The following is a 20,515-nucleotide window of genomic DNA, read 5'->3' as shown; positions in this document are numbered from 1 at the left end:
TCTAGCGCAGCCAGACCTCGACGCGGCGATTGACCTGCCGGCCCCAGACCGTGTCGTCGCAGGCCATGGGCATGGCCTCGCCGAATGCGTCGGTCTGCAGCGTGATGCCGGCAAGGTCGCTGGCCTCGGCGGCGGCGGTCACCGCATCGCGGACCGAGGCCGCGCGCTCGCGGGCGATCTGCAGGTTGCCCGCGCTCGGCCCCTGTCCATCGGAAAAGCCGACAAAGACCAGCGTGCGCCCGTCGTATTCGCCGAGCTCCAGCGCCCGGGCGAGCTGCTGCACGTTCGAGCGCGATTGCGCGTCGAGATCCGCCGAGCCTGCCTCGAAGCGGAAGGAGGTGGTCAGCCGCCGCATCGGCGCGAGCGTGCCGGTCAGCCGCTTCAGCTCGGCCAGCCCGTCTTCGCCCTCGGCAACGGCGACGGCATTGGCCAGCCGGTCGCCCTGCGCGTCCAGCGGCAGCTCTTCGGGGGTCTGGTCGACGAAACCCGCGCGGCGGATGACAATCTGTGCCGGGGCAGAGCGGGTGAACTCGAGGAACTCGCGCGCCAGCTTGGGAAGGCGGCGCGCGGGCATGTAGATGAAGACCGGCATGGTCAGCGGGTAGTCCTCGGTCTTGATCGCCTGCCGGGTGCCGCGCAGGTGGAAGCCGCAGCTTCCGGTCAGCGTGATGGGGCGGCTGTTGCCGACCTCTGCCGCGCTGACGAAGCCGAGGCCGAGCGCATCCTCGGCCACTGCCGCGGACAGCTCGGCGGCGCTCTGATGACGGATGGTCTCGGCGCTGCGCAGGGTCAGGGCAGGGGGTTGCAGCAGCTGGTCCTCCAGCGCCTGCACCAGCCCCGAGCCCTTGCGCGGGAGGTGCAGCACGATGGGCGCATCCGGCCCGCCGAGGTCCCGCCAGTTGTCCAGCTCGCCCGACAGCACCCCCGCGAGGTTGGGCAGCGAGACGGCGGTGACCGGGTTGGCGGGGGCGACCACCGGCAACAGTGCGTCAAGCGCCAGCACGCGGCTGCGGTTGGGCTGCGTCAGATCGCCCAATCCCGCCTGCTGGGCGAGCTCCCGCTCGCCGTCGCGGATCTCGCGCAGGGCGACGACGATGTCGGCCTCGTCGGCCAGCAGGTCGGCGAAGCCCTCGTCGGTGCTGGAGGGGGCGATATCGAATTGGCCGATCTCGCGGTCGCCATCGGTCAGGGCATAGCGTGTCCCGCCCTCGGCCAGCGTGCCCGGTGTGGCGTCGTAGCCGTTGCGCTGCGCGAAGCTCTCGATCAGCGCGGGCACCAGCAGGGTGCCCATGGTGGCGGCGCCGGAGATGCGCAGCTCGGCAACGAAATCGGTCAGCGAGGGGCAGCCGACGCCCTCGCAGAGCACGCCCGAGCTGTCGACCGTCAGCTCGCCGTAGCGGCTGTCGATGCGGTAGAATTCGCCGTCGAAGCCGAGCATGGTGCCGCTCAGCTCGATGCCGCCGTCGCGCGAGCGCAGGGTGACGTCCTGGGCTTCGGCGGGTGTGGGAAAAAGGAAGCCTGAAAGGGCGCCCGGAATGAAAAGTGCGGCGATGATCGCCGCACGGACCTGTCGCATCGGGGCCTCTTGACCGCTCGTTCTAGTTGGCGGCGATCTTCAGGTCTTCGAGCAGGTTTTTCAACACCAGAAAGTCACCGGCGGCGCTGCAATCGGGCATTGCGAGCGTCAGGTCGCTGGCCCGCAGGCTGCGGCCCAGACGGCGTTGCAGCGTCTGCGCCTCGAGCCCCCGGCCGCAGTTGGCCTCGGTGATCTTGGCCTCGATGGTGAGCGTGACCGCGCCGGCTTTCTTCGCGGCGGCGGCGGGGAAGGTGTAGACCTCGGCCATGCGCGCCTCGGGGCTCGCCGCATCGCCGAGCCGGGTCAGGAAGCCGCCCTCGCCGCGTGCTGTGCGGGTCAGGTCACCGGCGGCGGCGGCCCAGACGTGGCCGGCCTCATCGCCCGCCGCGCCGAACTCGTTGGCGTGCAGGGCCAGCCCGCTCTCGCCGCGCCATTGCAGGGCGATGCGGTCGTAGAACGGCAGGGCGGGCACGTCGGTTGTCGCGGTGGCGCCTGCGCCGCTGGCGAAGGAGGCGATGAAGAGCGCGTGTTCGGCCAGCGCAGGCACCTCGACGCGGAGCGTGCCGTCGGGCTGGGTCACCTCGGTGAACATCAGCCCGCTGTGGTGGATGGTTACCCGCTCGGAGGCAAAGCAGGGCGCCTCGAGGTCGAGCGCGACCATGGCCCCGGCGCCGGTGCGCGCAGACAGGGTGACGGCGCAATCGGCGGGGCGGGCCTCGGTTTCCTGAGGCAGGATCGCGGGGGGAGAGCTGGGCTCGGCCACGGCGGCGGCAAGCCGCACCTGCGGCGCGGGCAGGCTGGCCTCGGCGGCGCGGTCAGAGGGCAGGGCAGGCAGGCGGGGCGAGGAGGTGTCCTCGATCTGCGAGATCTGCATGGCCCCGGCGCGCTTGCTGCGGGAGTCGTGCTGCTGCATCGCAAAGCCGATGCTCACGGCGGCGCAGAGCGTCACAACTGCAAGTCTGTAGGTCTTGATCCGTCCCATGATCGTCCCCGGCACTGAACTCGTACAGGAAACAATCTGCCCCGAAAAAGAGGCATGGTTGCGGCGGCGGGGTGGAGTCATCGGGGCGGACGCGGGGCATTTTCGCCCCGGGCCCGCCCCGGACAGTCGGTCGTCGGTGTCAGTGCCGGGTCAGGCGAGGCTGCCGTGGCAATGCTTGAACTTCTTGCCCGAGCCGCAGGGGCAGGGGTCGTTGCGGCTGGGGTTGCCCCAGGTCGCCGGGTCGGTCTCGTCGAAGCCCGCCACCAGCGGCTCGTGGGCTTCCGGGATGCCCGCGGTTTCGCTCGGTCCGACCGCATGGGCCTGAGCGGCGGCGCGCTGCTGCTGCGCCTGCTGCTCGGCCATCTGCTGCAGCATCTGTTTCTGCTCTTCCTCGCTCATCGGCCGGACGCGGCCGAGCTGCTCGGTGACGCGCTCGCGCAGCGACTCGAGCATCGTCTCGAAGAGCTGGAAGGCCTCGGTCTTGTACTCGTTCAGCGGGTCTCGCTGCGCGTAGCCGCGGAAGCCCACCACCGAGCGCAGGTGCTCGAGCGTCAGAAGGTGCTCGCGCCACTTGGTGTCGATGGTCTGCAGCAGAACCTGCTTCTCGATCTGGCGCATGGTCTCGGGGCCGAAGGCTTCGGCCTTGTCGGCCATCTGCTTGTCGGTGGCCTCCTCGATGCGCTCGCGGATGGTCTCGGCGTCGACGCCCTCTTCGTCGCCCCAGGCGATGACCGGCAGGTCGATGCCCAGCTTCTCGATGCAGGCGGCGTAGAGCCCCTGCATGTCCCACTGGTCGGCATAGGCCTTGGCGGGCGCATAGGTCTCGACCAGCTCGTCGATGACCTCGTGGCGCATGTCCTCGGCGATCTCCGACAGGTCCTTGGCTTCCATGATCTCCAGACGCTGCGCGAAGATCACCTTGCGCTGGTCGTTCATCACGTCGTCGAACTTCAGGAGCTGCTTGCGGATGTCGAAGTTGCGGCCCTCGACCTTCGCCTGCGCGCGCTCCAGCGACTTGTTCACCCAGGGGTGGATGATCGCCTCGCCTTCCTTCATGCCGAGCTTGGTCAGCACCTTGTCGAGCCGCTCCGAGCCGAAGATGCGCATCAGGTCATCTTCGAGCGACAGGTAGAAGGAGCTGCGGCCCGGGTCGCCCTGGCGGCCCGAACGGCCGCGCAGCTGGTTGTCGATGCGGCGGCTCTCGTGGCGCTCGGTGGCCAGCACGAAGAGACCGCCGGCCTCTTTCACCTTGGCCTCGGCCTGGGCATGTTCGGTCTCGATGCGGGCGCGGATCTCTTCGGGGTCGGCCTCGGGGTCGGCGGCGATGGCCTCCATCACCAGGAACTCGAAGTTGCCGCCCAGTTTGATGTCGGTGCCGCGCCCAGCCATGTTGGTCGCGATGGTGATCGCGCCCAGCTTGCCGGCGTCGGCGACGATCTGCGCTTCCTGCTCGTGCTGGCGGGCGTTGAGAACGTTGTGCGTCAGCCCGGCCTTGGTGAGGAGCTGCGACAGCAGCTCGGACTTTTCGATCGAGGTGGTGCCGACGAGAACCGGCTGGCCCTTCTCGTGCGCCTTCTTGATCTCTTCGGTGATCGCCGCGTACTTCTCGCCCGTCGTGCGGTAGACCTTGTCGTCGTCGTCGATCCGGGCGATCGGCCGGTTGGTCGGAACCTCGACCACGCCCAGCTTGTAGATTTCGGCAAATTCCTCGGCCTCGGTCAGCGCCGTGCCGGTCATGCCGCCCAGCTTGTCGTAGAGGCGGAAGTAGTTCTGGAAGGTCACGCTGGCGAGGGTGACGTTCTCGGGCTGGATCTGGCAGCCTTCCTTCGCCTCGATCGCCTGGTGCAGGCCATCCGAGAGGCGGCGGCCGGCCATCATCCGGCCGGTGAATTCGTCGATCAGCACCACCTGCCCGTCGCGGACGATGTAGTCCTTGTCGCGGGTGTAGAGCTTGTGCGCGCGCAGGCCCTGGTTCACGTGGTGCACCACGGTGGTGCTTTCCGGATCGTAGAGCGTCTGGCCCTCGGGAAGGATGCCACGGCGGTGCAGCATCTCTTCGAGTGCCTCGTTGCCCTCGTCGGTGAAGGTGACGTTGCGGCTCTTCTCGTCGAGCGTGTATCCGTCCTCGGGTAGCTCGGGGATCAGCCGGTCGATGGCGACATAGAGGTCCGAGCGGTCCTGGCTGGGGCCGGAGATGATCAGCGGGGTCCGGGCCTCGTCGATGAGGATCGAGTCCACCTCGTCGACCACGGCGAAGCCATGGCCGCGCTGCATCATCTGGTCCAGCTCGGACTTCATGTTGTCGCGCAGGTAGTCGAAGCCCAGCTCGTTGTTGGTGGCGTAGGTGATGTCGCAGGCATAGGCCTGCTTCTTCTCGGCCTCGGGCTGCTGCGGGTAGACCACGCCCGTGGTCATGCCGAGGGCGGCAAACACCTTGGACATCCATTCGGCGTCACGGCGGGCGAGGTAGTCGTTCACCGTAACCACGTGCACGCTCTTGCCCGAGAGGGCGTTGAGGTACGATGGGAAGGTGGCGACCAGCGTCTTGCCTTCACCGGTCTTCATCTCGGAGATGTTACCCTGGTGCAGGAAGACGCCGCCCATGAGCTGCACGTCGAAGGCCCTCAGGCCGAGCGCGCGCTTGGCCGCCTCGCGGCAGTTGGCAAAGGCTTCCGGCAGCAGGGCATCGAGGCTTTCGCCATCGGCAAAGCGCTTGCGGAACTCCTCGGTCTTGGCGATCAGCCCGGCGTCGTCGAGCGCCTCGTATTCGGGCTCAAGCGCGTTGATCTTGGCGATCAGAGGTCGGGTGGCCTTGATCTTGCGGTCGTTCGGGGTGCCGAACACCGTCCGCGCGAGTTTTCCCATTCCGAGCATGTGGCCTGCCTGTCCTGTCTGACAAAGTCGTGTTCCGCGTGAGGCATCCGCTTGCCCGCCTCGCACTCAACCCATATGACACAGGGGAACGACCGGCCTTGCAGAGCCTTCAGGCGATGTAAGCGGCGGGTTGGTAAGTGTCAACGCCGCCCGGTGGCGGGCGGCCAACTGGAAGGACGCCTAGATGCCCAAAACCCTCACCACATTGGGGGCGGCTGCGCTCGCCCTGACCCTCGCGCTGCCGCTTCACGCCCAGGATCAGGCTGGGGCGCAGACCGAGGAGCTGAGCGCCGACACCGTCGTGGCCACGGTGAATGGCACGGACATCACTCTCGGCGAGATGCTTGTCGTGCGCGCGACGCTGCCCGAGCAGTACCAGCAGCTTCGCGATGACGTTCTCTGGGACGGCATCCTCGACCAGCTCGTGCAGCAGGAAGTGCTGGCACAGGACGAGAAAGCTGTCGAAACCAAGCGCGTCGATCTCTCGCTGAAAACCGAGCGCCGCACGCTGATGGCCTCCGAGACCGTGTCCGCCGTGGCCGAAGCCGCGGTGACCGACGAGGCGCTGAAGGCGGCCTATGAGGCGCAGTACTCCGGGGATCAGGGCCAGGAATTCAACGCCTCGCACATCCTCGTGGAGTCCGAGGACGAGGCCAAGGCCATCATCGAGGAGCTGAACGGCGGCGCTGACTTCGCGGAAGTTGCGAAGGAAAAGTCGACCGGCCCCTCGGGCCCCAACGGCGGCGAGCTCGGCTGGTTCAGCAAGGGCATGATGGTCGAGCCCTTCGAGGCGGCGGTTGCGACCATGGAACCGGGCGCGATCTCGGATGCGCCGGTGCAGACCCAGTTCGGCTGGCACGTGATCAAGCTTAACGAGACCCGCGCCAAGGCAGCGCCGGAACTCGATGAGGTGCGCGACCAGCTCTCCCAGCAGGTGCAGCAGGACGCCGTGGCGGCCTATGTGGAAGAGGCCCAGGCCGGCGCCGAGATCACCCGCACCGCAGCGGGCGACGTCGATCCTTCGGTTCTGTCGAACCTCGAGCTGCTGGAGGACTGAGTGGCCAAGACCCTCGCCGTTTCCCCGTTGGCCCCTGCGGCCTTTCCCGACCTGCCGGTGATCGACGGGGTGCGTTTCGCCTCCGTCGCGGCGGGGGTGCGCTACGCGGGGCGCACCGACGTCATGCTGGCCCTGCTCGACGCAGGCAGCACCATGGCGGGGGTCTTCACCCGCTCTGCCACGCGGTCGGCCCCCGTGCTCGACTGCCAGGCCAAGATCGGCGGCGCCTCGGACCAGGGCGCCGCGATTATCGTGAACTCGGGCAACTCCAACGCCTTCACCGGCAAGAACGGCATCGAGTCCACCCGCGCGGTGACCTCGGCCGTGGCCGCGGCGACGGGACTGCCCGAGGCGCGGGTCTTCTCCTCCTCGACCGGGGTGATCGGCGAGCCGCTGCCGCACGAGCGCATCACCGCCAAGGTGGATGAGCTGGTGTCCTCGCTCGACGCGGATGGCATCGCCGGCGCGGCCAAGGCGATCATGACCACCGACACCTTTCCCAAGGGCTCGACCGTCACGGTCGACCTGCCCGGCGGGCCGGTGAAGATCGCCGGTATCGCCAAGGGCTCGGGCATGATCGCGCCCGACATGGCGACCATGCTGGTCTATGTCTTCACCGACGCCAAGGTGCCGCAGCCGCTGCTGCAGAAGCTGGTCAGCCAGATCAACGACCGCAGCTTCAACTGCATCACGGTCGACAGCGACACCTCCACCTCCGACACGCTGCTCATGGGCGCCACCGGCGCCTCGGGCGTCGAGGTGACCGAGGCTGACACCGCCTTTGCCGAGGCGCTCGAGGCGGTCTTCCTCGATCTCGCGCACCAGGTGGTGAAGGACGGCGAGGGGGCGACCAAGTTCGTCACCGTCGAGGTGACCGGCGCCGCCAGCGATGCCGATGCGCGCACCCATGCCATGGCCATCGCCAACTCGCCGCTGGTCAAGACCGCCATCGCCGGCGAGGATCCGAACTGGGGCCGCATCGTCATGGCAATCGGCAAGTCCGGCGCGGCGGCGGATCGTGATCTGCTGACCATCCGCTTCGGCGATGTCCTCGTCGCCGAGAAGGGCTGGGTTTCGCCGGACTACCGCGAGGAAGACGGCGCCGGGCTGATGAAGGAGCCGGAGATCACCATCTCGGTCGATCTCGGGCTTGGGCAGGGCACGTCCACCGTCTGGACCTGTGACCTGACCCACGGCTACATCTCGATCAACGCCGACTACCGCTCCTGAGCGGTTGCCTCTCGTGCGAGAGGCACATATCCCAAGGAACGCGAGGGGCAGCGCCCCTCGCGTTTTCACATCTGACGGAAGCGCCCCATGAAGAAAATCGTTCTTGTCTCCGCCGTTGCCCTCATCGACGTCGAGGGGCGCGTGCTGCTGGCGCAGCGGCCCGAGGGCAAGTCCATGGCGGGGCTCTGGGAGTTTCCGGGCGGCAAGGTCGAGCCGGGCGAGACCCCCGAGGCCGCGCTGATCCGCGAATTGCACGAAGAGCTCGGCATCGAGACCTGGGACAGCTGCCTTGCGCCGCTGACATTTGCCTCTCACGCTTATGATGATTTCCACCTGCTGATGCCGCTTTTTGCCTGCCGCAAATGGCAGGGCGTGCCGCAGGCCCGAGAAGGGCAGGTGCTGAAATGGGCACGGGCACGGGAGCTGACCGACTATCCGATGCCGCCCGCGGATGTTCCGCTGATCCCGATTCTCAGAGATTTGCTCTGATCAAGGATTTTCTGACGTCTCTGGGTAGATGATTAGAAATTCAGCGAAAAAATATGCGGCTTTGCCTATCTATGAAACAGTTTTGTGCAACTTTTATGTAGTTTTGACCTACGCCCTAAGGTAAAACTGCTCTACCAAGTTTCTTAGTTGAGGACACAACATGCTGCGCACCATCATCATGGGTAGCTGCATTTCGGTCCAGGGCTTTCTTGAGAAGACCCTTCCCGATGGACGTCTCGTCGTCCGCGTCGGGCAGCAGGTCTTCACCGGGCGCCCGGTCTGATTGCACGCCCCCTAGAAGTCAACGACATGCGAGTCGCCTGAAAGGGCGGCTCGTTTTTTTTTGTGCCGGGCTTTTCGCCCGGCTTTCGCATTTGCCCCGCCCCGCCGACACGATTGCGCTACGGTGCCCGCGAGATTTCCGATTTCGGCAAAAGAGAAGGGCCGGCGATTTTGATCGCCGGCCCTTTCTGAATTCATCCGCCCCAATGGGGCAGGGGAGATCAGAGCGAACGCTCGACTTCCTCGCGCTCGAAGATCTCGATGACATCGTTGGGGCGGATGTCGTCGTAGTTCTCGAAGGCCATGCCGCATTCCTGGCCGGACTGCACTTCGGCAACCTCGTCCTTGAAGCGCTTGAGGGTCTTCAGCGTGCCTTCGTGGATCACCACGTTGTCGCGCAGCAGGCGGACGCCTGCGGAGCGGCGGGCGACGCCCTCGGTGACCAGGCAGCCGGCGACCTTGCCGACGTTGGACACCTTGAAGACTTCCTTGATGTTCGCGTAGCCGATGAAGTTCTCGCGGATTTCGTTCGACAGCAGGCCGGAGGCCGCCGCTTTCACATCGTCCACGAGGTCGTAGATCACCGAGTAGTAGCGGATCTCCACGCCCTTCTGGTTGGCGCCGTTACGGGCCGGAGCGTTGGCACGGACGTTGAAGCCGATGACCGGGCAGCCCGACGCTTCGGCGAGGCCGATGTCGGTCTCGGTGATCGCGCCCACACCGGAGTGGATGACGCGCACGCGCACCTCGTCGTTGCCGACCTTCTCGAGCGCCTGGACGATCGCTTCGGTCGAGCCCTGCACGTCCGCTTTCACGATAACGGGCAGTTCCGAGACGCTTTCGTCGTCCTTGGCCTTCTGCATCAGCTGTTCCAGGGTCGTCGCGGCACCGGCTGCGGCACGCTTCTCTTTCGAGACGTGTGCACGGTACTCGGCGATTTCGCGGGCCTGCGCCTCGGTCTCGGTGACGTTGAGAACGTCGCCGGCCTCGGGCGTGCCGTTGAGACCCAGCACCTCGACGGGCACCGACGGGCCGGCTTCCTGAACGCGCTCACCCTTGTCGTTGATCAGCGCACGGACCTTGCCGTACTGCTCACCGACGACGAAGATGTCGCCCTGACGGAGCGTGCCGTTCTGCACCAGAACGGTGGCAACCGGACCGCGGCCCACGTCGAGCTGCGCTTCGATGACGGCACCCTGTGCGGCGCGGTCGGGGTTGGCCTTGAGCTCGAGGATCTCGGCCTGCAGCGCGATGGCTTCGAGCAGCGCGTCGAGGCCCTTGCCGGTCTTGGCCGACACCTCCACGTCCTGCACGTCGCCCGACATCTCTTCGACGACAACCTCGTGCTGGAGAAGGTCGGTGCGCACCTTGGTCGGGTTCGCATCGGGCTTGTCGCACTTGTTGATCGCCACGATCATCGGGACGCCGGCCGCTTTCGCGTGGCTGATTGCCTCGACGGTCTGCGGCATCACCGCGTCGTCCGCCGCAACCACCAGCACCACGATGTCCGTCACCTGTGCACCACGCGAGCGCATCGAGGTGAAGGCCGCGTGGCCCGGCGTGTCGAGGAACGACAGGACCGCACCGCTGTCGGTGGTCACCTGGTAGGCACCGATGTGCTGCGTGATGCCGCCGGCTTCGCCGGAGGTCACGTTGGCGTTGCGGATGGCGTCGAGCAGCGAGGTCTTGCCGTGGTCGACGTGGCCCATGATGGTGATGACCGGCGGGCGTGCCTGCAGGTCCTCGGGCTTGTCTTCCTCGATCTTGATCACGTCTTCGACGTCGGCGTCGGACACGCGGGTCACGCGGTGGCCGAACTCTTCGATGATCAGTTCCGCGGTGTCGGCGTCGATCGACTGGTTCTGAGTCGCCATGATGCCGCTCTGCATCAGCGATTTCACCACGTCCGCGACGCGTTCCGCCATGCGGTTCGCCAGCTCGGCGACGGTGATCGCCTCGGGGAGCTGAACGTCACGCACGACCTTCTCGCGCTGCTGGCTGCCGCCCATCGCCTTCTGACGCGCACGCTCCTGCTTGCGCTTCATCGCGGCCATGGACTTCTGCCGGCCACCTTCGCCGCCCAGAGCCTGGTTCAGCGTCAGCTTGCCGGAACGGCGCGCGCCGTCATCGCGGCCACGAGCCGACCGGCCACGCTCTTCGCGCTCGCGTTCGGCCTTGCGCTGCGGCTGTGCCGCCGGCTTGGCCGAGGCGGGCGCGCCGCCGGCGCGTGCCGGACCTGCTGCCGCATCGTTGCCGGCCGCTCCCGCGGCCTTCTTGGGCGCGGCGTCTGCCTTCTTGGCAGCTTCCGCCGCCTCGGCAGCTTCGCGGGCCTTGCGCGCTTCTTCCTCGGCTTTCGCCTTGGCACGCTCTTCGGCCTCGCGCTGCTCGCGCTCCTTCTGTTCCTTTTCGGCGCGCAGGCGCTCACGCTCTTCGGCGCGGGCCTTTTCCTCGGCCTCGCGCTGAGCAGCCTCTTCGGCTTCGCGCGCCTTGGCGGCCTGCAGCGCGCGCAGACGGCGTTCCATCTCCGAGTCGGAAATGCCCGCCGGGCGCTTGCCCGAACCACCATGCGATCCGCCGCCCGAACCCTTTGCACCGCCAGCGGCGCCCGTTTTCGGGACCACGACGCGTTTGCGCTTGGTTTCCACCACGACGTTCTTTGTGCGGCCGTGGCTGAAGCTCTGCTTCACGTTCCCCGAGTGGGACCCGCCGCGCAAACCCAAAGTCTTCTTGCCGTCGTTATCGCTCATTAAGATTCTCTTATCCTTTCCGGCGGCCCTTGCCGCCCGCGGCAGCCCCTGCTGCCGTTTTCGCGTCTGCCGATGCGACGCGCAGGCCCTTCAAACGTTGGGCCTCCTCTACAACACGTTTGGTGAGTCCACCAGCGCCAAGCGCGGCATGTATCACCTTTTCACGTCCAAAGGCCAGCCCCAGCTCGTCTGCGGTGAGCCAGCCGATGTAGTTCCCCCCGTAGGGAGTACTCAATTTCGTCTTCCCGCGGGCCGATCCGTCTTCGGCCTGGATCAGGACACGGGCTTCCTCTTTCATCAGCCAGTCCTTCACCTTCTCGTAGCCGGAGACGGCACCGCCGCCCTTGCGGGCGAGGCTGATCAGCTCGACCACCCGGCGGGCCAGCATGCCCTCCACGAGGTCGGGCAGCCCGTCCGGGACGGTGACCGGGGCCTTGGCCGCGCGGGCAAAGAGACCCTTGCCCGCAGCCTTTTCCAGGGCCTTTCGATCGGCCGAGACCCAGATGCCCCGGCCGGGCAGCTTGCCCGCGAGGTCTGGGACGACCTGACCCTCGGGCCCGACCACGAACCGGATCAGGCCGCCCTTGGGATCCACATCGCCGGTGGCGATGCAGCGCCGTTCGGGCCCGTCTGCTCTGTCCTTATCCTGACCTCCGCGACTCATCTGGGGTTCAGGCCTCCGCCTCGTCGGACTCGTCATGCTCGGCGTCGAGCTCATCGCCCTCTGCCGCGCTGGCAACCAGTTCTTCGGGGTCGACCCAGCCCAGCATCACGCGGGCGGTCATGATCAGATTCTGCGCTTCGTCGAGGTCCACGCCGAATTTCTCGAGCAGGCCGTCGTCTTTCTGGCGCTGGCCGTCGACCGTGGTCCAGCCACCGGCCAGTTCCCAGTCGGCGCAGGTGGCGAAATCTTCGAGCGACTTGATGTCGTCTTCCGCCAGTGCCTCTACCATCTGGGGAGTGAGGCCCTCGAATTCAATAAGGCTCTCTTCAACTCCCAGCTCGCGCGCCTTCTCGAGCGCCTTGCGGGCCTGCTCCTCGAGGAATTCGCGGGCGCGGGTCTGCAGCTCTTCGGCGGTGCCTTCGTCGACGCCGTCGATGACCAGCAGCTCGTCGAGCTCGACGTAGGCCACCTCCTCGAGGTTGGTGAAGCCTTCGGCCACCAGCAGTTGGGCAAAGAACTCGTCGACGTCCAGCGTGTCCATGAACAGCTTGGTGCGCTCTTCGAATTCTTTCTGGCGGCGGGAGGACTCTTCTTCCTCGGTCATGATGTCGATGTCGAGGCCGGTCAGCTGCGACGCGAGGCGCACGTTCTGGCCGCGGCGACCGATGGCCAGCGACAGCTGCTCGTCGGGCACGACGACCTCGATGCGCTCGGCATCCTCGTCCAGAACCACTTTCGACACTTCGGCCGGCTGCAGCGCGTTGACGAGGAAGGTCGGCATGTCCTCGTTCCACGGGATGATGTCGATCTTTTCACCCTGGAGTTCGTTCACAACGGCCTGCACGCGGCTGCCGCGCATACCGACGCAGGCCCCGACCGGGTCGATCGAGCCGTCGTAGGAGATCACGCCGATCTTCGCGCGCGAGCCGGGGTCACGAGCCACGGCCTTGATCTCGATGATGCCGTCGTAGATTTCCGGCACTTCCATCTTGAACAGCTCGGCCATGAACTCTGGCGCGGTGCGCGACAGGAAAATCTGCGGGCCGCGGGCCTCGCGGCGCACGTCCTTGACGTAGCAGCGGATGCGGTCGCCGGGGCGGTAGCTCTCGCGGCCGATCTTCTCGTTGCGGCGCAGGATGGCTTCGCCACGGCCCACGTCGACGATGACGTTGCCGTATTCCTCGCGCTTGACCTGACCGTTGATGATCGTGCCCTGGCGGTCCTTGAATTCCTCGTACTGGCGATCACGCTCGGCTTCGCGCACCTTCTGCAGGATCACCTGCTTGGCGCTCTGCGCGGCGATGCGGCCGAGGTCCACCGGCGGGACTTCCTCGACATAGGTGTCACCGACCTGCGGATCGGCCATGTATTGCTTGGCCTGCTGGACGGTCATCTCGGCCTGGTAGTTCTCGAGGAGCTCGTCCTCGACCACCGTGCGCACGCGGGTGAAGGTGGCGCGACCGGTCTTGCGGTCGATCTTCACGCGGATGTCCATCTCCGAGCCATAGCGGCTCTTGGCGGCGCGGGCGAGGCTCTCCTCCATCGCTTCAATCACCAGCGAGGGGTCGATCATTTTCTCGCGAGCGACGGCTTCGGCGGTCTGCAGAAGCTCGAGCTGGTTGGCAGAGGTGATTGCCATGGTCTTAGTCCTCCTGAGCGGCCGCGTCGTCGGCCTCGATGTCGTCGAATTTGGTTTCGTCCACTTCCTGCGCCTTGCGGGCACGGAGCATGTCTCGGATCAGGTCGTCGGTGAGCACCAGCTTGGCGTCCGACAGCCAGTCGAATTGCAGGCCGATGGTCTGCTCTTCGTCGCCGTTCTCGATGTTGAGCAGCACTTCGTCGCCCTCGACTCCGGCGATCACGCCGCGCCAGCGCTTGCGGCCGTCGATCATCTCGGCGGTTTCGATCTTCACCTCGTAGCCCTCGAAGGTCTCGAAGTCCTTCAGGCGGGTCAGCGGGCGGTCGATGCCGGGCGAGGAGACCTCGAGCGTGTAGGCGTCGATGATCGGATCCTCGACGTCGAGCACGGCAGAGACCGCGGTGGAGATGTCGGCGCATTCATCGACTTCGATGCCGCCCTCGGGGCGTTCGGCCATGATCTGCAGGGTGGCGGTCTTGCCCCCCATGAGACGGAGCCGCACGAGTTCGAACCCCATGTCCTCGATGACGGGGCCGACGATCTCGGCGAGGCGCTTGTCGAGCGATGATTTGGCGATGAGGTCGGTCATTTTCTCCGACTCCTTCGGAAACAAAAATACGGGCGCGCGGCCCGTCGGTGTTTCCCGGTGGAGCTTCGGTGCAGGACCGACGCGCCGCTGTTGAAGGGGCATATACGTGTCTGCAGCGGATTTCGCAAGGGTGATTCACCCAAGGGGCGGGAGGTAGGTTCCCCCGGCGCGGGCCGCGTCCTTCGGCATGGGGCAGCGCGTCATGAGCCCGTCACGCAATCCTCTTCCCATGCGGTCTTCAATGACGCTTCATGGGCTCGCGGGAACGCAGGACCGCCCCGCGAAGTTACGACCCGTGTACCCGCACATGAGGATGCTTCATGCAAATCTTCCGTTGTCCCGCCTGTTCCAGCCCGGTCTACTTCCACAATCTGGCCTGCGGATGCGGGCAGGAGGTCAGTTTCGATCCCGACACGCAGTCCATGATCGCGGGCGCCGCGCATTGCGCCAACCGCGACGATATCGCCTGCAACTGGGTGGCCGAACAGGGCGGGCTCTGCCGTTCCTGCGCAATGACCGAGACGGTGCCCGACCTGCGCGCCGAGCAGAACCTGCCGCTCTGGGAAGAAAGCGAGTCGGCCAAGCGGCGGATGCTCGCCGAGCTGTCGCGCTGGGGCTGGTTCACCCCCGTCGATTCCGGCGCGCGCCCGGTGTTCCGCATGCTTTCGGAGGAGACGCTTCACGGCGGGGCCGATGTGATCATGGGCCATGCCGACGGGATCATCACGATCAATGTCACCGAGGCGAGCGACGCGGTCCTGGCGCACCGGCAGGCGCAGTTCGGCGAGCTCTACCGCACCATGCTGGGCCACATGCGGCACGAGATGGCGCATTTCCTGTTCCTGCGGCTGGCCGAGGATCCGGCCTTCCTCGACGATTTCCGGGCGCTGTTCGGCGACGAGCGGGCGGACTACGGCGCGGCGCTGCAGCGGCACTACGACGCGCCGATGGAGCCGGGCGCGCAGTACATCACCACCTATGCCACCGCGCATCCGCACGAGGATTGGGCCGAGACCCTCGCGCATCTGCAGCACCTCGTGTCGATGCTCGACAGCGGCGTGGCCAGCGGGCTGCGTCTGCCCGAGAGCCCGGCGGACGGGTATGATCCCTACCTCGAGGCGGACACCGAGGTGCTGATCACCCGCGCCGTGCACCTGTCGATCGCGGTGAACCACGTGAACCGGGCGCTGGACCTGCCCGATCTCTACCCCTTCGTGCTGACCCAGCCGGTGCGCGAGAAGATGGCGCTCGCGCACCGGTGGCTGCGGCGCCTCTGAGGCGCGGGGTCAGCCCGGAAGCGAGGCGGCGCTGCGTGCGGCGTGGCGGAAGATCTCCGCATCCGCGCCGGTGGCGCGCCGCGCGAGACGGCTGAGCGCGCCCTCGGCGCGGGCGGGGGTCTCGCTCAGCCGCTCGAGCCGCGCCAGGGCGGCTTTCAGAGCCCGGCGTTCTGCGGCGGGCGTTTCGGGATGTGCGAGGATCTCATGTGCGCGCATGGTCGCATGGCCGAGGTCGAGCAGCGCCAGCCCGCTGTCCAGCGCATCGCGCTGCGCCCGGGCCGAACGTTCGGTCAGGCGGAAGAGCCTCAGCATCCGATGATAGAGCCGGGCCCGCCAGACCGCGCGGTGCCGCAGCGCGTCCGCGTCACCGGCGAGCGCCGCCACGTCGTGCAGCATCATCTTTGCAAGCGTCACCTGCTTGCGGCGCAGGGTCGGCGGGTAGATCGTCCGGTAGGCCACCAGCGCGGCCAGCGGCGCGGCGACCACGGCGAGAGCCATCATCACCGAGGTGCCGAAATCGCCGGTAAGCGGCAGCGTCGGGTGCAGCAGGAGCAGCATCACCATGTTGTAGTCGAAGCTGACCTTCATGCCCCGGTCGTGCGTGCCGAGCAGACCGCCCAGCAAGATGAAGGGCAGGATCATTGCCACCAGCTGCCAGTCGGCACTGGCGTGGGGCCAGATCAGCCAGCGGATCGCCAGCGCCATGCTCGCGCCCATGAGCTGTCCGAGGAACACGAAGGGCAGCATGGCGATCGGGTTCTCGAAGGTGGTGAAGATCGAGATCATGATCGACATGCCGAGCAGCAGGAAGGCGCCGGCGGCGAAGCCGGTGACCTGCCAGAGCGCGCCGAACAGCAGCAGGGCGCCGGTGGCGCGGATTGCCGCCTCGCGCGCGCCAATCCAGTCGCGGTGCAGCACCACCGGCAGCGCGTCCTCTGCGGCGGGACGTGCGCGGTTCTCGGGCGCGCGCCAGTCGGCGAGCGCGCGGACCAGAGGCCGCAGCGTGTCGGAGATGTCGGGCAGGGCGGCGGCGCGCTCGAGCGCGGCCTGCGCTGCGGCGCTGTCATCCGCCCGCAGGGCGGCTGCGGCCTCGCTCAGCGCAAGGCGGGCAGACTCGGGAAGTTCGGGGCGATCCTGCCCGCGGCGCCAGAGCAGCACCGATAGCGCGGTCGACAGCAGGGCGCGGCTGGCCCGGGTCTCGCGGTGCGAGCGCAGCGAGCCGGCGGCATGGGGGTCGAGCGCCTCTTCCGCCGCCGCCATGGCGGAGATCAGCTGCCGCGCGGCCTCGGGGTCGGACGCAGGGGCGGCGAGCTGGTCGCATAGATCGGCGAGCAGCCCGCGGATGCGCCGGCGCAGGGCGCTGCCGTCGGCCGCCGGGGCAAACAGCCAGCCGACCACCAGTGCCGAAAGCACGCCCACCAGCACCGTCGCCATCCGGTCGGCGCCGAGCGTCCAGACGTTCTCGGGGTGGCCGACATCGAGCAGGGCGACCATCGCGGCGGTATAGCCGGCCAGCACCGTGCCATAGGCGATGAAACCGCGTGCGAGGTTGGCCAGCCCGGTGCAGAGCCCGACCCAGAGCGCCAACCCGATGACCAGCAGGGCCGGATGAACCTGCATGGCAAGGATCAGGCCGATCCCCGCGAGCGTGCCGATCACCGTCCCGGCAAAACGGAACAGCCCCTTTTCCAGCAACTGCCCGCGCATCGGCTGGGACGCCGCCCAGACGGTCATCCCGGCCCATTGCGGGTGCTCCAGCCCCAGCAGCCAGGCGATGACCAGCGCCAGGCAGGCTGCGAGGGCGGTGCGCAGGGAAAAGACGAAGCGGGCGCGGTCGAATCCGAGCCGGCGGAATGAATCGGTCATGCGGTCACCTCTTCGGTCAATATCGCCTCGGCGCGGGCGGCGATGCGCGCGAATCCGTCGAGCATGGCCAGGGTTTCCTTGTCGTCCAGGTCGCCGAGCAGCTCGTTTTCGGCCTGTAGCAGCATGGCGCGGATGCGGGCCAGCTCGTCGCGGCCTTCGGCGGTCAGGTGGATGCGGCGGGCGCGGCGGTCCGCCGGGTCGACCCGGCGCTCGACGAGGCCGCGCGCTTCGAGCAGGTCGAGCAGCCGCACCAGTGTCGAGGTGTCGAGCCCGATCCGCGCAGCGAGGTCGCGCTGGCTGATGCCGTCCCCACCTTCGGCAAGATGCACGAGCGGGCGCCAGGTGGCATCGGTCAGCCCGGCTTCGGCCAGGTGCTTGTCGACCACCCTGTGCCACTGCCGGGCAAGGGTCACGAAGGCAAAGCCGAAACGATCGCGGGGGGAGGATGTCTGGGTCATGATATGCATGTACTCAGCAATGATTGGTAATGCAAACTAAATGATGCCGCAGCGGCAGCGGACAAATGTCGCAGCCTCGGGGCGACAGGCAGGCAAGGGCACGCGCTCGCCGCCCCGTGAACGGGGCGCGGATTGCGCCGGGGGGCGGCGCGGTCTACTCTCCACGCCAAGCAAACAACTGGAGGCGGCATGGCGGGCAAGGCAATCGGGACACTTCGCGGCACGGTTCTCGCGCTTGCGCTTATGGCGGCAGGAGCGGCTTCGGCCGAGAGCCTTTCGGGCGACTATCTCGCGGCGCGGCAGGCCAGCTTCGCCGGCGACTTCAAGGCCGCGGCCCGCTACTACGGCGAGGCGGTCAAGCATGACCCCGAAAACGCCGACCTGCTGGAGCGCGCCTCGCTCGCGAACATCGGGCTCGGCGATTTCGTCCGGGCCGAGGCTCTGGCCGAGCGGCTCACCGCGCTGGGGCACAACAGCCAGATCGGACAGCTGGCCGAGATCGCCGTCCTCGCCCACGAAGAGGATTACGCCGAGCTGCTGACCCGGGTCGAAGAAGACCGCTCTGCCGGACCGCTGATCGACGGGTTGCTGAAAGCCTGGGCCGAGCTTGGCCGCGGCGATGTGAGCGCGGCGCTGGCCTCCTTCGATGCGGTGGCCGAAGAGCGCGGCCTCGCCGGTTTCGCCTCTTATCACAAGGCGATGGCGCTGGCTTCGGTCGGCGACTTCGAGGGTGCCGAGGCGATTTTTGCCGATCCCGCGGGGGGCGGCATGCAGATGACCCGCCGCGCGGTGCTGGCGCAGATCCAGATCCTGACGCAGATCGACCGCCAGGCCGATGCCGTGGCGCTGATCGACGAGGCTTTCGGCCCGCAGCTCGATCCGGGCATGGAAGAGCTGCGCGCCAAGATCGACGCGGGCGAGACGCTGCCCTTCGACATCGTCACCTCGGCCCGAGACGGCATTGCCGAGGTGTTCTTCACCATCGCCGGCGCGCTGGCGAATGAATCCGCCGAGGATTACACGCTGCTGCACGTGCGCGTGGCGGAATACCTGCGCCCCGATCACGTCGGCGCGCTGCTGATGGCGGGCGAGCTGCTGGAGAAGATGGGCCAGTACGAGCTTGCCGCCGCCACCTACCGCCGCGTCCCGCGTGACGATGCCGCCTACCACGTGGCCGAGCTGGGACGGTCCGACGCGCTGCGCGCCGAGGGCAAGCTCGATGCCGCGGTCGAGGTGCTGGAGCAGCTCGCCGACACCCATGGCAGCCTGCCCGCGGTGCAATCGGCGCTGGGCGACCTGATGCGCCAGCTCGAACGCTACGGCGAGGCGATCACCGCCTACGACCGGGCGCTCGCCACCTTCGACGCGCCCGACCCGACGCAGTGGTTCCTCTATTATGCCCGCGGCATCTGCAAGGAGCGGGACGGCAACTGGGAGGCCGCCGAGGCGGACTTCCGCGCCGCGCTTGAGTTCGTGCCGAACCAGCCGCAGGTGCTGAACTACCTTGGCTATTCGATGGTCGAGCATCACGTGAACCTCGACGAGGCGCTGGAGATGATCGAGCGCGCGGTCGAGGCGGAGCCGCAGAGCGGCTACATCGTCGACAGCCTCGGCTGGGCGCTCTACCGGCTGGGTCGCTACGAGGAAGCTGTCGGCCACATGGAGCGCGCCGCCGAGCTGATGGCGGTGGATCCGGTGGTCAACGACCACCTCGGCGATGTCTACTGGGCGGTCGGTCGCAAGACCGAGGCGCGCTTCCAGTGGCAGCGCGCGCTCTCCTTCGTCGGTCACGAGGATGCCTCGGACGATGTCGAGCCCGAGCGCATTCGCCGCAAGCTGGCGGTGGGGCTCGACGCCGTGCTCGCCGAGGAAGGCCGGCCGCCCCTGAAGGTGGCGCATGACCTGGACTGACGTCTTTGCCCCGGCGAAGATCAATCTGACCCTGCACATCACCGGCCAGCGCGACGACGGGTATCACCTGCTCGACTCGCTGGTCGTCTTCGCGCCGGTGGGCGATGCGCTGCGCGTCGCGCCGGCCGCCGATCTGACCCTGCGCCTCGAAGGCCCCGAGGCCGAGGGGCTGCCGGCAAATGGCGACAACCTGGCGCTGCGCGCCGCCGCCATGGTGGGCGAAGGGCAGGGGGCCGAGATCGTGTTGGAGAAGGTGCTGCCGGTGGCCTCGGGCATCGGCGGTGGCTCGGCGGATGCCGCCGCTGCCGCCCGCGCGGTGCTGGCCGGGGCGGGGGCCCTGGACGCTGACGGCCTGACGCGGGCGGAAGCCGCTTTGCTTGTCCTGGGGGCGGACGTGCCGATGTGCATCGCCTCCCGCCCGGTGCGCGTGCGCGGCATCGGCGAGGGGCTTGAACCGGTCGCACTGCCGCCGTTGCCTGCCGTGCTGGTCAACCCGCGGGTGCCGGTCTCGACGCCGCAGATTTTCCGTAGCCTCACCTCGCGCGACAATCCCCCGATGCCCGAGGTGCTGCCCGATTTCCCGGGTGCCGCGGCGTTGATCGACTGGCTGGCGGAGATGCGCAATGACATCGAGCCCGCGGCACGGGCGTTGGAGCCGGTGATCGGCACGGTGCTGTCGGAGCTGCAGGCGCTGCCGGGGTGCCGGCTGGCGCGCATGTCGGGATCGGGGGCAACCTGTTTCGGCCTCTTCACCACGATGGCAGAGGCGGGTGCGGCGGCAGAGGCGCTGCGCGCTGCGCGCCCGGGCTGGTGGGTCGCCGAAGGTCTTCTGGGAGATCAGCAGGCGCGGGCGATGCCGCGCCAAGGCTGAGGC

At 67.6% G+C, this 20,515-nt stretch carries 16 protein-coding genes; 7 read left to right on the top strand and 9 right to left on the bottom strand.

The features are described from left to right. Position 1: 1 nt before the first annotated feature. From LC039_RS12920 to secA, 3 genes are all read right to left on the bottom strand, one after another. On the bottom strand, positions 2–1,576 hold the full coding sequence (locus LC039_RS12920) for a phosphate ABC transporter substrate-binding/OmpA family protein (protein WP_226624825.1): 1,575 nt from the start codon (positions 1,574–1,576) through the stop codon (positions 2–4). 22 nt (positions 1,577–1,598) lie between these two features. After that, on the bottom strand, positions 1,599–2,558 hold the full coding sequence (locus LC039_RS12915; protein WP_226624823.1) for a translocase: 960 nt from the start codon (positions 2,556–2,558) through the stop codon (positions 1,599–1,601). Positions 2,559–2,708: 150 nt separating this feature from the next. Further along, a complete protein-coding gene (secA, locus tag LC039_RS12910) occupies positions 2,709–5,432 on the bottom strand; it encodes a preprotein translocase subunit SecA (protein ID WP_226624821.1) in 2,724 nt (907 codons plus the stop codon). Positions 5,433–5,616: 184 nt separating this feature from the next. Here secA and LC039_RS12905 point away from each other — a divergent pair, with 184 nt between their 5' ends. The 4 genes from LC039_RS12905 (at position 5,617) to LC039_RS26845 (ending at position 8,491) form a co-directional block, all read left to right on the top strand. Then, positions 5,617–6,489 (top strand): peptidylprolyl isomerase, encoded by an 873-nt coding sequence (locus LC039_RS12905; RefSeq protein WP_226624819.1) that lies wholly within the window; start codon positions 5,617–5,619, stop codon positions 6,487–6,489. Next, positions 6,490–7,719 (top strand): bifunctional glutamate N-acetyltransferase/amino-acid acetyltransferase ArgJ, encoded by a 1,230-nt coding sequence (argJ, locus tag LC039_RS12900; protein ID WP_226624817.1) that lies wholly within the window; start codon positions 6,490–6,492, stop codon positions 7,717–7,719. A gap of 87 nt (positions 7,720–7,806) precedes the next feature. Next, positions 7,807–8,208, top strand: coding sequence for an 8-oxo-dGTP diphosphatase MutT (mutT, locus tag LC039_RS12895; protein WP_226624815.1), 402 nt, complete (start codon positions 7,807–7,809; stop codon positions 8,206–8,208). Between the two features lie 160 nt (positions 8,209–8,368). Beyond that, the gene (locus tag LC039_RS26845) at positions 8,369–8,491 is read left to right on the top strand and encodes a hypothetical protein (RefSeq protein ID WP_095882083.1); all 123 of its coding nucleotides are present in this window, start codon (positions 8,369–8,371) and stop codon (positions 8,489–8,491) included. 220 nt (positions 8,492–8,711) lie between these two features. On the opposite strand, the gene infB is transcribed toward LC039_RS26845, so the two are convergent. Genes infB through rimP form a run of 4 tightly spaced genes read right to left on the bottom strand, consistent with a single transcriptional unit; the run spans position 8,712 to position 14,129 of the window. Continuing rightward, complete coding sequence (gene infB / locus LC039_RS12890) at positions 8,712–11,237, bottom strand: translation initiation factor IF-2 (RefSeq protein WP_226624814.1); 2,526 nt, start codon at positions 11,235–11,237, stop codon at positions 8,712–8,714. A 10-nt stretch (positions 11,238–11,247) separates the two neighbouring features. Beyond that, positions 11,248–11,901 carry an RNA-binding protein gene (locus tag LC039_RS12885; protein WP_226624813.1) on the bottom strand — a complete coding sequence of 218 codons (654 nt, stop codon included), beginning with the start codon at positions 11,899–11,901 and terminating at the stop codon, positions 11,248–11,250. Positions 11,902–11,908: 7 nt separating this feature from the next. Continuing rightward, positions 11,909–13,540 carry a transcription termination factor NusA gene (gene nusA / locus LC039_RS12880; RefSeq protein ID WP_226624812.1) on the bottom strand — a complete coding sequence of 544 codons (1,632 nt, stop codon included), beginning with the start codon at positions 13,538–13,540 and terminating at the stop codon, positions 11,909–11,911. 4 nt (positions 13,541–13,544) lie between these two features. Beyond that, positions 13,545–14,129, bottom strand: a complete 585-nt coding sequence (gene rimP, locus LC039_RS12875) for a ribosome maturation factor RimP (RefSeq protein WP_226624811.1) — start codon at positions 14,127–14,129, stop codon at positions 13,545–13,547. Between the two features lie 320 nt (positions 14,130–14,449). On the opposite strand from rimP, the gene LC039_RS12870 reads away from it, so the two are divergent. Continuing rightward, positions 14,450–15,406, top strand: coding sequence for a putative zinc-binding metallopeptidase (locus tag LC039_RS12870; RefSeq protein ID WP_226624810.1), 957 nt, complete (start codon positions 14,450–14,452; stop codon positions 15,404–15,406). A gap of 9 nt (positions 15,407–15,415) precedes the next feature. Here the strand turns inward: LC039_RS12870 and LC039_RS12865 are convergent, their stop codons facing one another. Together LC039_RS12865 and LC039_RS12860 are read right to left on the bottom strand one after the other, a co-directional pair. Further along, positions 15,416–17,272, bottom strand: a complete 1,857-nt coding sequence (locus LC039_RS12865; protein ID WP_226624809.1) for an FUSC family protein — start codon at positions 17,270–17,272, stop codon at positions 15,416–15,418. After that, entirely contained in the window at positions 17,269–17,730 is a 462-nt protein-coding gene (locus LC039_RS12860) for a MarR family winged helix-turn-helix transcriptional regulator (RefSeq protein WP_226624808.1), read from the bottom strand. Before LC039_RS12860 ends, LC039_RS12865 begins: the two co-directional genes overlap by 4 nt. A 189-nt stretch (positions 17,731–17,919) precedes the next feature. On the opposite strand from LC039_RS12860, the gene LC039_RS12855 reads away from it, so the two are divergent. Together LC039_RS12855 and LC039_RS12850 are read left to right on the top strand one after the other, a co-directional pair. Further along, positions 17,920–19,641 carry a tetratricopeptide repeat protein gene (locus LC039_RS12855; RefSeq protein ID WP_226624806.1) on the top strand — a complete coding sequence of 574 codons (1,722 nt, stop codon included), beginning with the start codon at positions 17,920–17,922 and terminating at the stop codon, positions 19,639–19,641. After that, positions 19,628–20,512, top strand: coding sequence for a 4-(cytidine 5'-diphospho)-2-C-methyl-D-erythritol kinase (locus LC039_RS12850; RefSeq protein ID WP_226624798.1), 885 nt, complete (start codon positions 19,628–19,630; stop codon positions 20,510–20,512). Before LC039_RS12855 ends, LC039_RS12850 begins: the two co-directional genes overlap by 14 nt. The last annotated feature ends 3 nt before the right edge of the window (positions 20,513–20,515 follow it).

This window comes from Alloyangia pacifica (assembly GCF_020524285.1).
GTDB lineage: Bacteria > Pseudomonadota > Alphaproteobacteria > Rhodobacterales > Rhodobacteraceae > Salipiger > Salipiger pacificus_B.
This window is presented reverse-complemented; position numbering and strand designations above follow the sequence as displayed.

What these genes read in the sequence shown, in the direction of transcription:
- LC039_RS12920 (WP_226624825.1), bottom strand. Translation starts at nt 1,576, where the DNA reads ATGCGACAGGTCCGTGCGGCGATCATCGCCGCACTTTTCATTCCGGGC.
- LC039_RS12865 (WP_226624809.1), bottom strand. Translation starts at nt 17,272, where the DNA reads ATGACCGATTCATTCCGCCGGCTCGGATTCGACCGCGCCCGCTTCGTC.
- rimP (WP_226624811.1), bottom strand. Translation starts at nt 14,129, where the DNA reads ATGACCGACCTCATCGCCAAATCATCGCTCGACAAGCGCCTCGCCGAG.
- LC039_RS26845 (WP_095882083.1), top strand. Translation starts at nt 8,369, where the DNA reads ATGCTGCGCACCATCATCATGGGTAGCTGCATTTCGGTCCAGGGCTTT.
- LC039_RS12860 (WP_226624808.1), bottom strand. Translation starts at nt 17,730, where the DNA reads ATGACCCAGACATCCTCCCCCCGCGATCGTTTCGGCTTTGCCTTCGTG.
- LC039_RS12855 (WP_226624806.1), top strand. Translation starts at nt 17,920, where the DNA reads ATGGCGGGCAAGGCAATCGGGACACTTCGCGGCACGGTTCTCGCGCTT.
- mutT (WP_226624815.1), top strand. Translation starts at nt 7,807, where the DNA reads ATGAAGAAAATCGTTCTTGTCTCCGCCGTTGCCCTCATCGACGTCGAG.
- nusA (WP_226624812.1), bottom strand. Translation starts at nt 13,540, where the DNA reads ATGGCAATCACCTCTGCCAACCAGCTCGAGCTTCTGCAGACCGCCGAA.
- LC039_RS12885 (WP_226624813.1), bottom strand. Translation starts at nt 11,901, where the DNA reads ATGAGTCGCGGAGGTCAGGATAAGGACAGAGCAGACGGGCCCGAACGG.
- LC039_RS12870 (WP_226624810.1), top strand. Translation starts at nt 14,450, where the DNA reads ATGCAAATCTTCCGTTGTCCCGCCTGTTCCAGCCCGGTCTACTTCCAC.
- LC039_RS12905 (WP_226624819.1), top strand. Translation starts at nt 5,617, where the DNA reads ATGCCCAAAACCCTCACCACATTGGGGGCGGCTGCGCTCGCCCTGACC.
- LC039_RS12850 (WP_226624798.1), top strand. Translation starts at nt 19,628, where the DNA reads ATGACCTGGACTGACGTCTTTGCCCCGGCGAAGATCAATCTGACCCTG.
- LC039_RS12915 (WP_226624823.1), bottom strand. Translation starts at nt 2,558, where the DNA reads ATGGGACGGATCAAGACCTACAGACTTGCAGTTGTGACGCTCTGCGCC.
- infB (WP_226624814.1), bottom strand. Translation starts at nt 11,237, where the DNA reads ATGAGCGATAACGACGGCAAGAAGACTTTGGGTTTGCGCGGCGGGTCC.
- secA (WP_226624821.1), bottom strand. Translation starts at nt 5,432, where the DNA reads ATGCTCGGAATGGGAAAACTCGCGCGGACGGTGTTCGGCACCCCGAAC.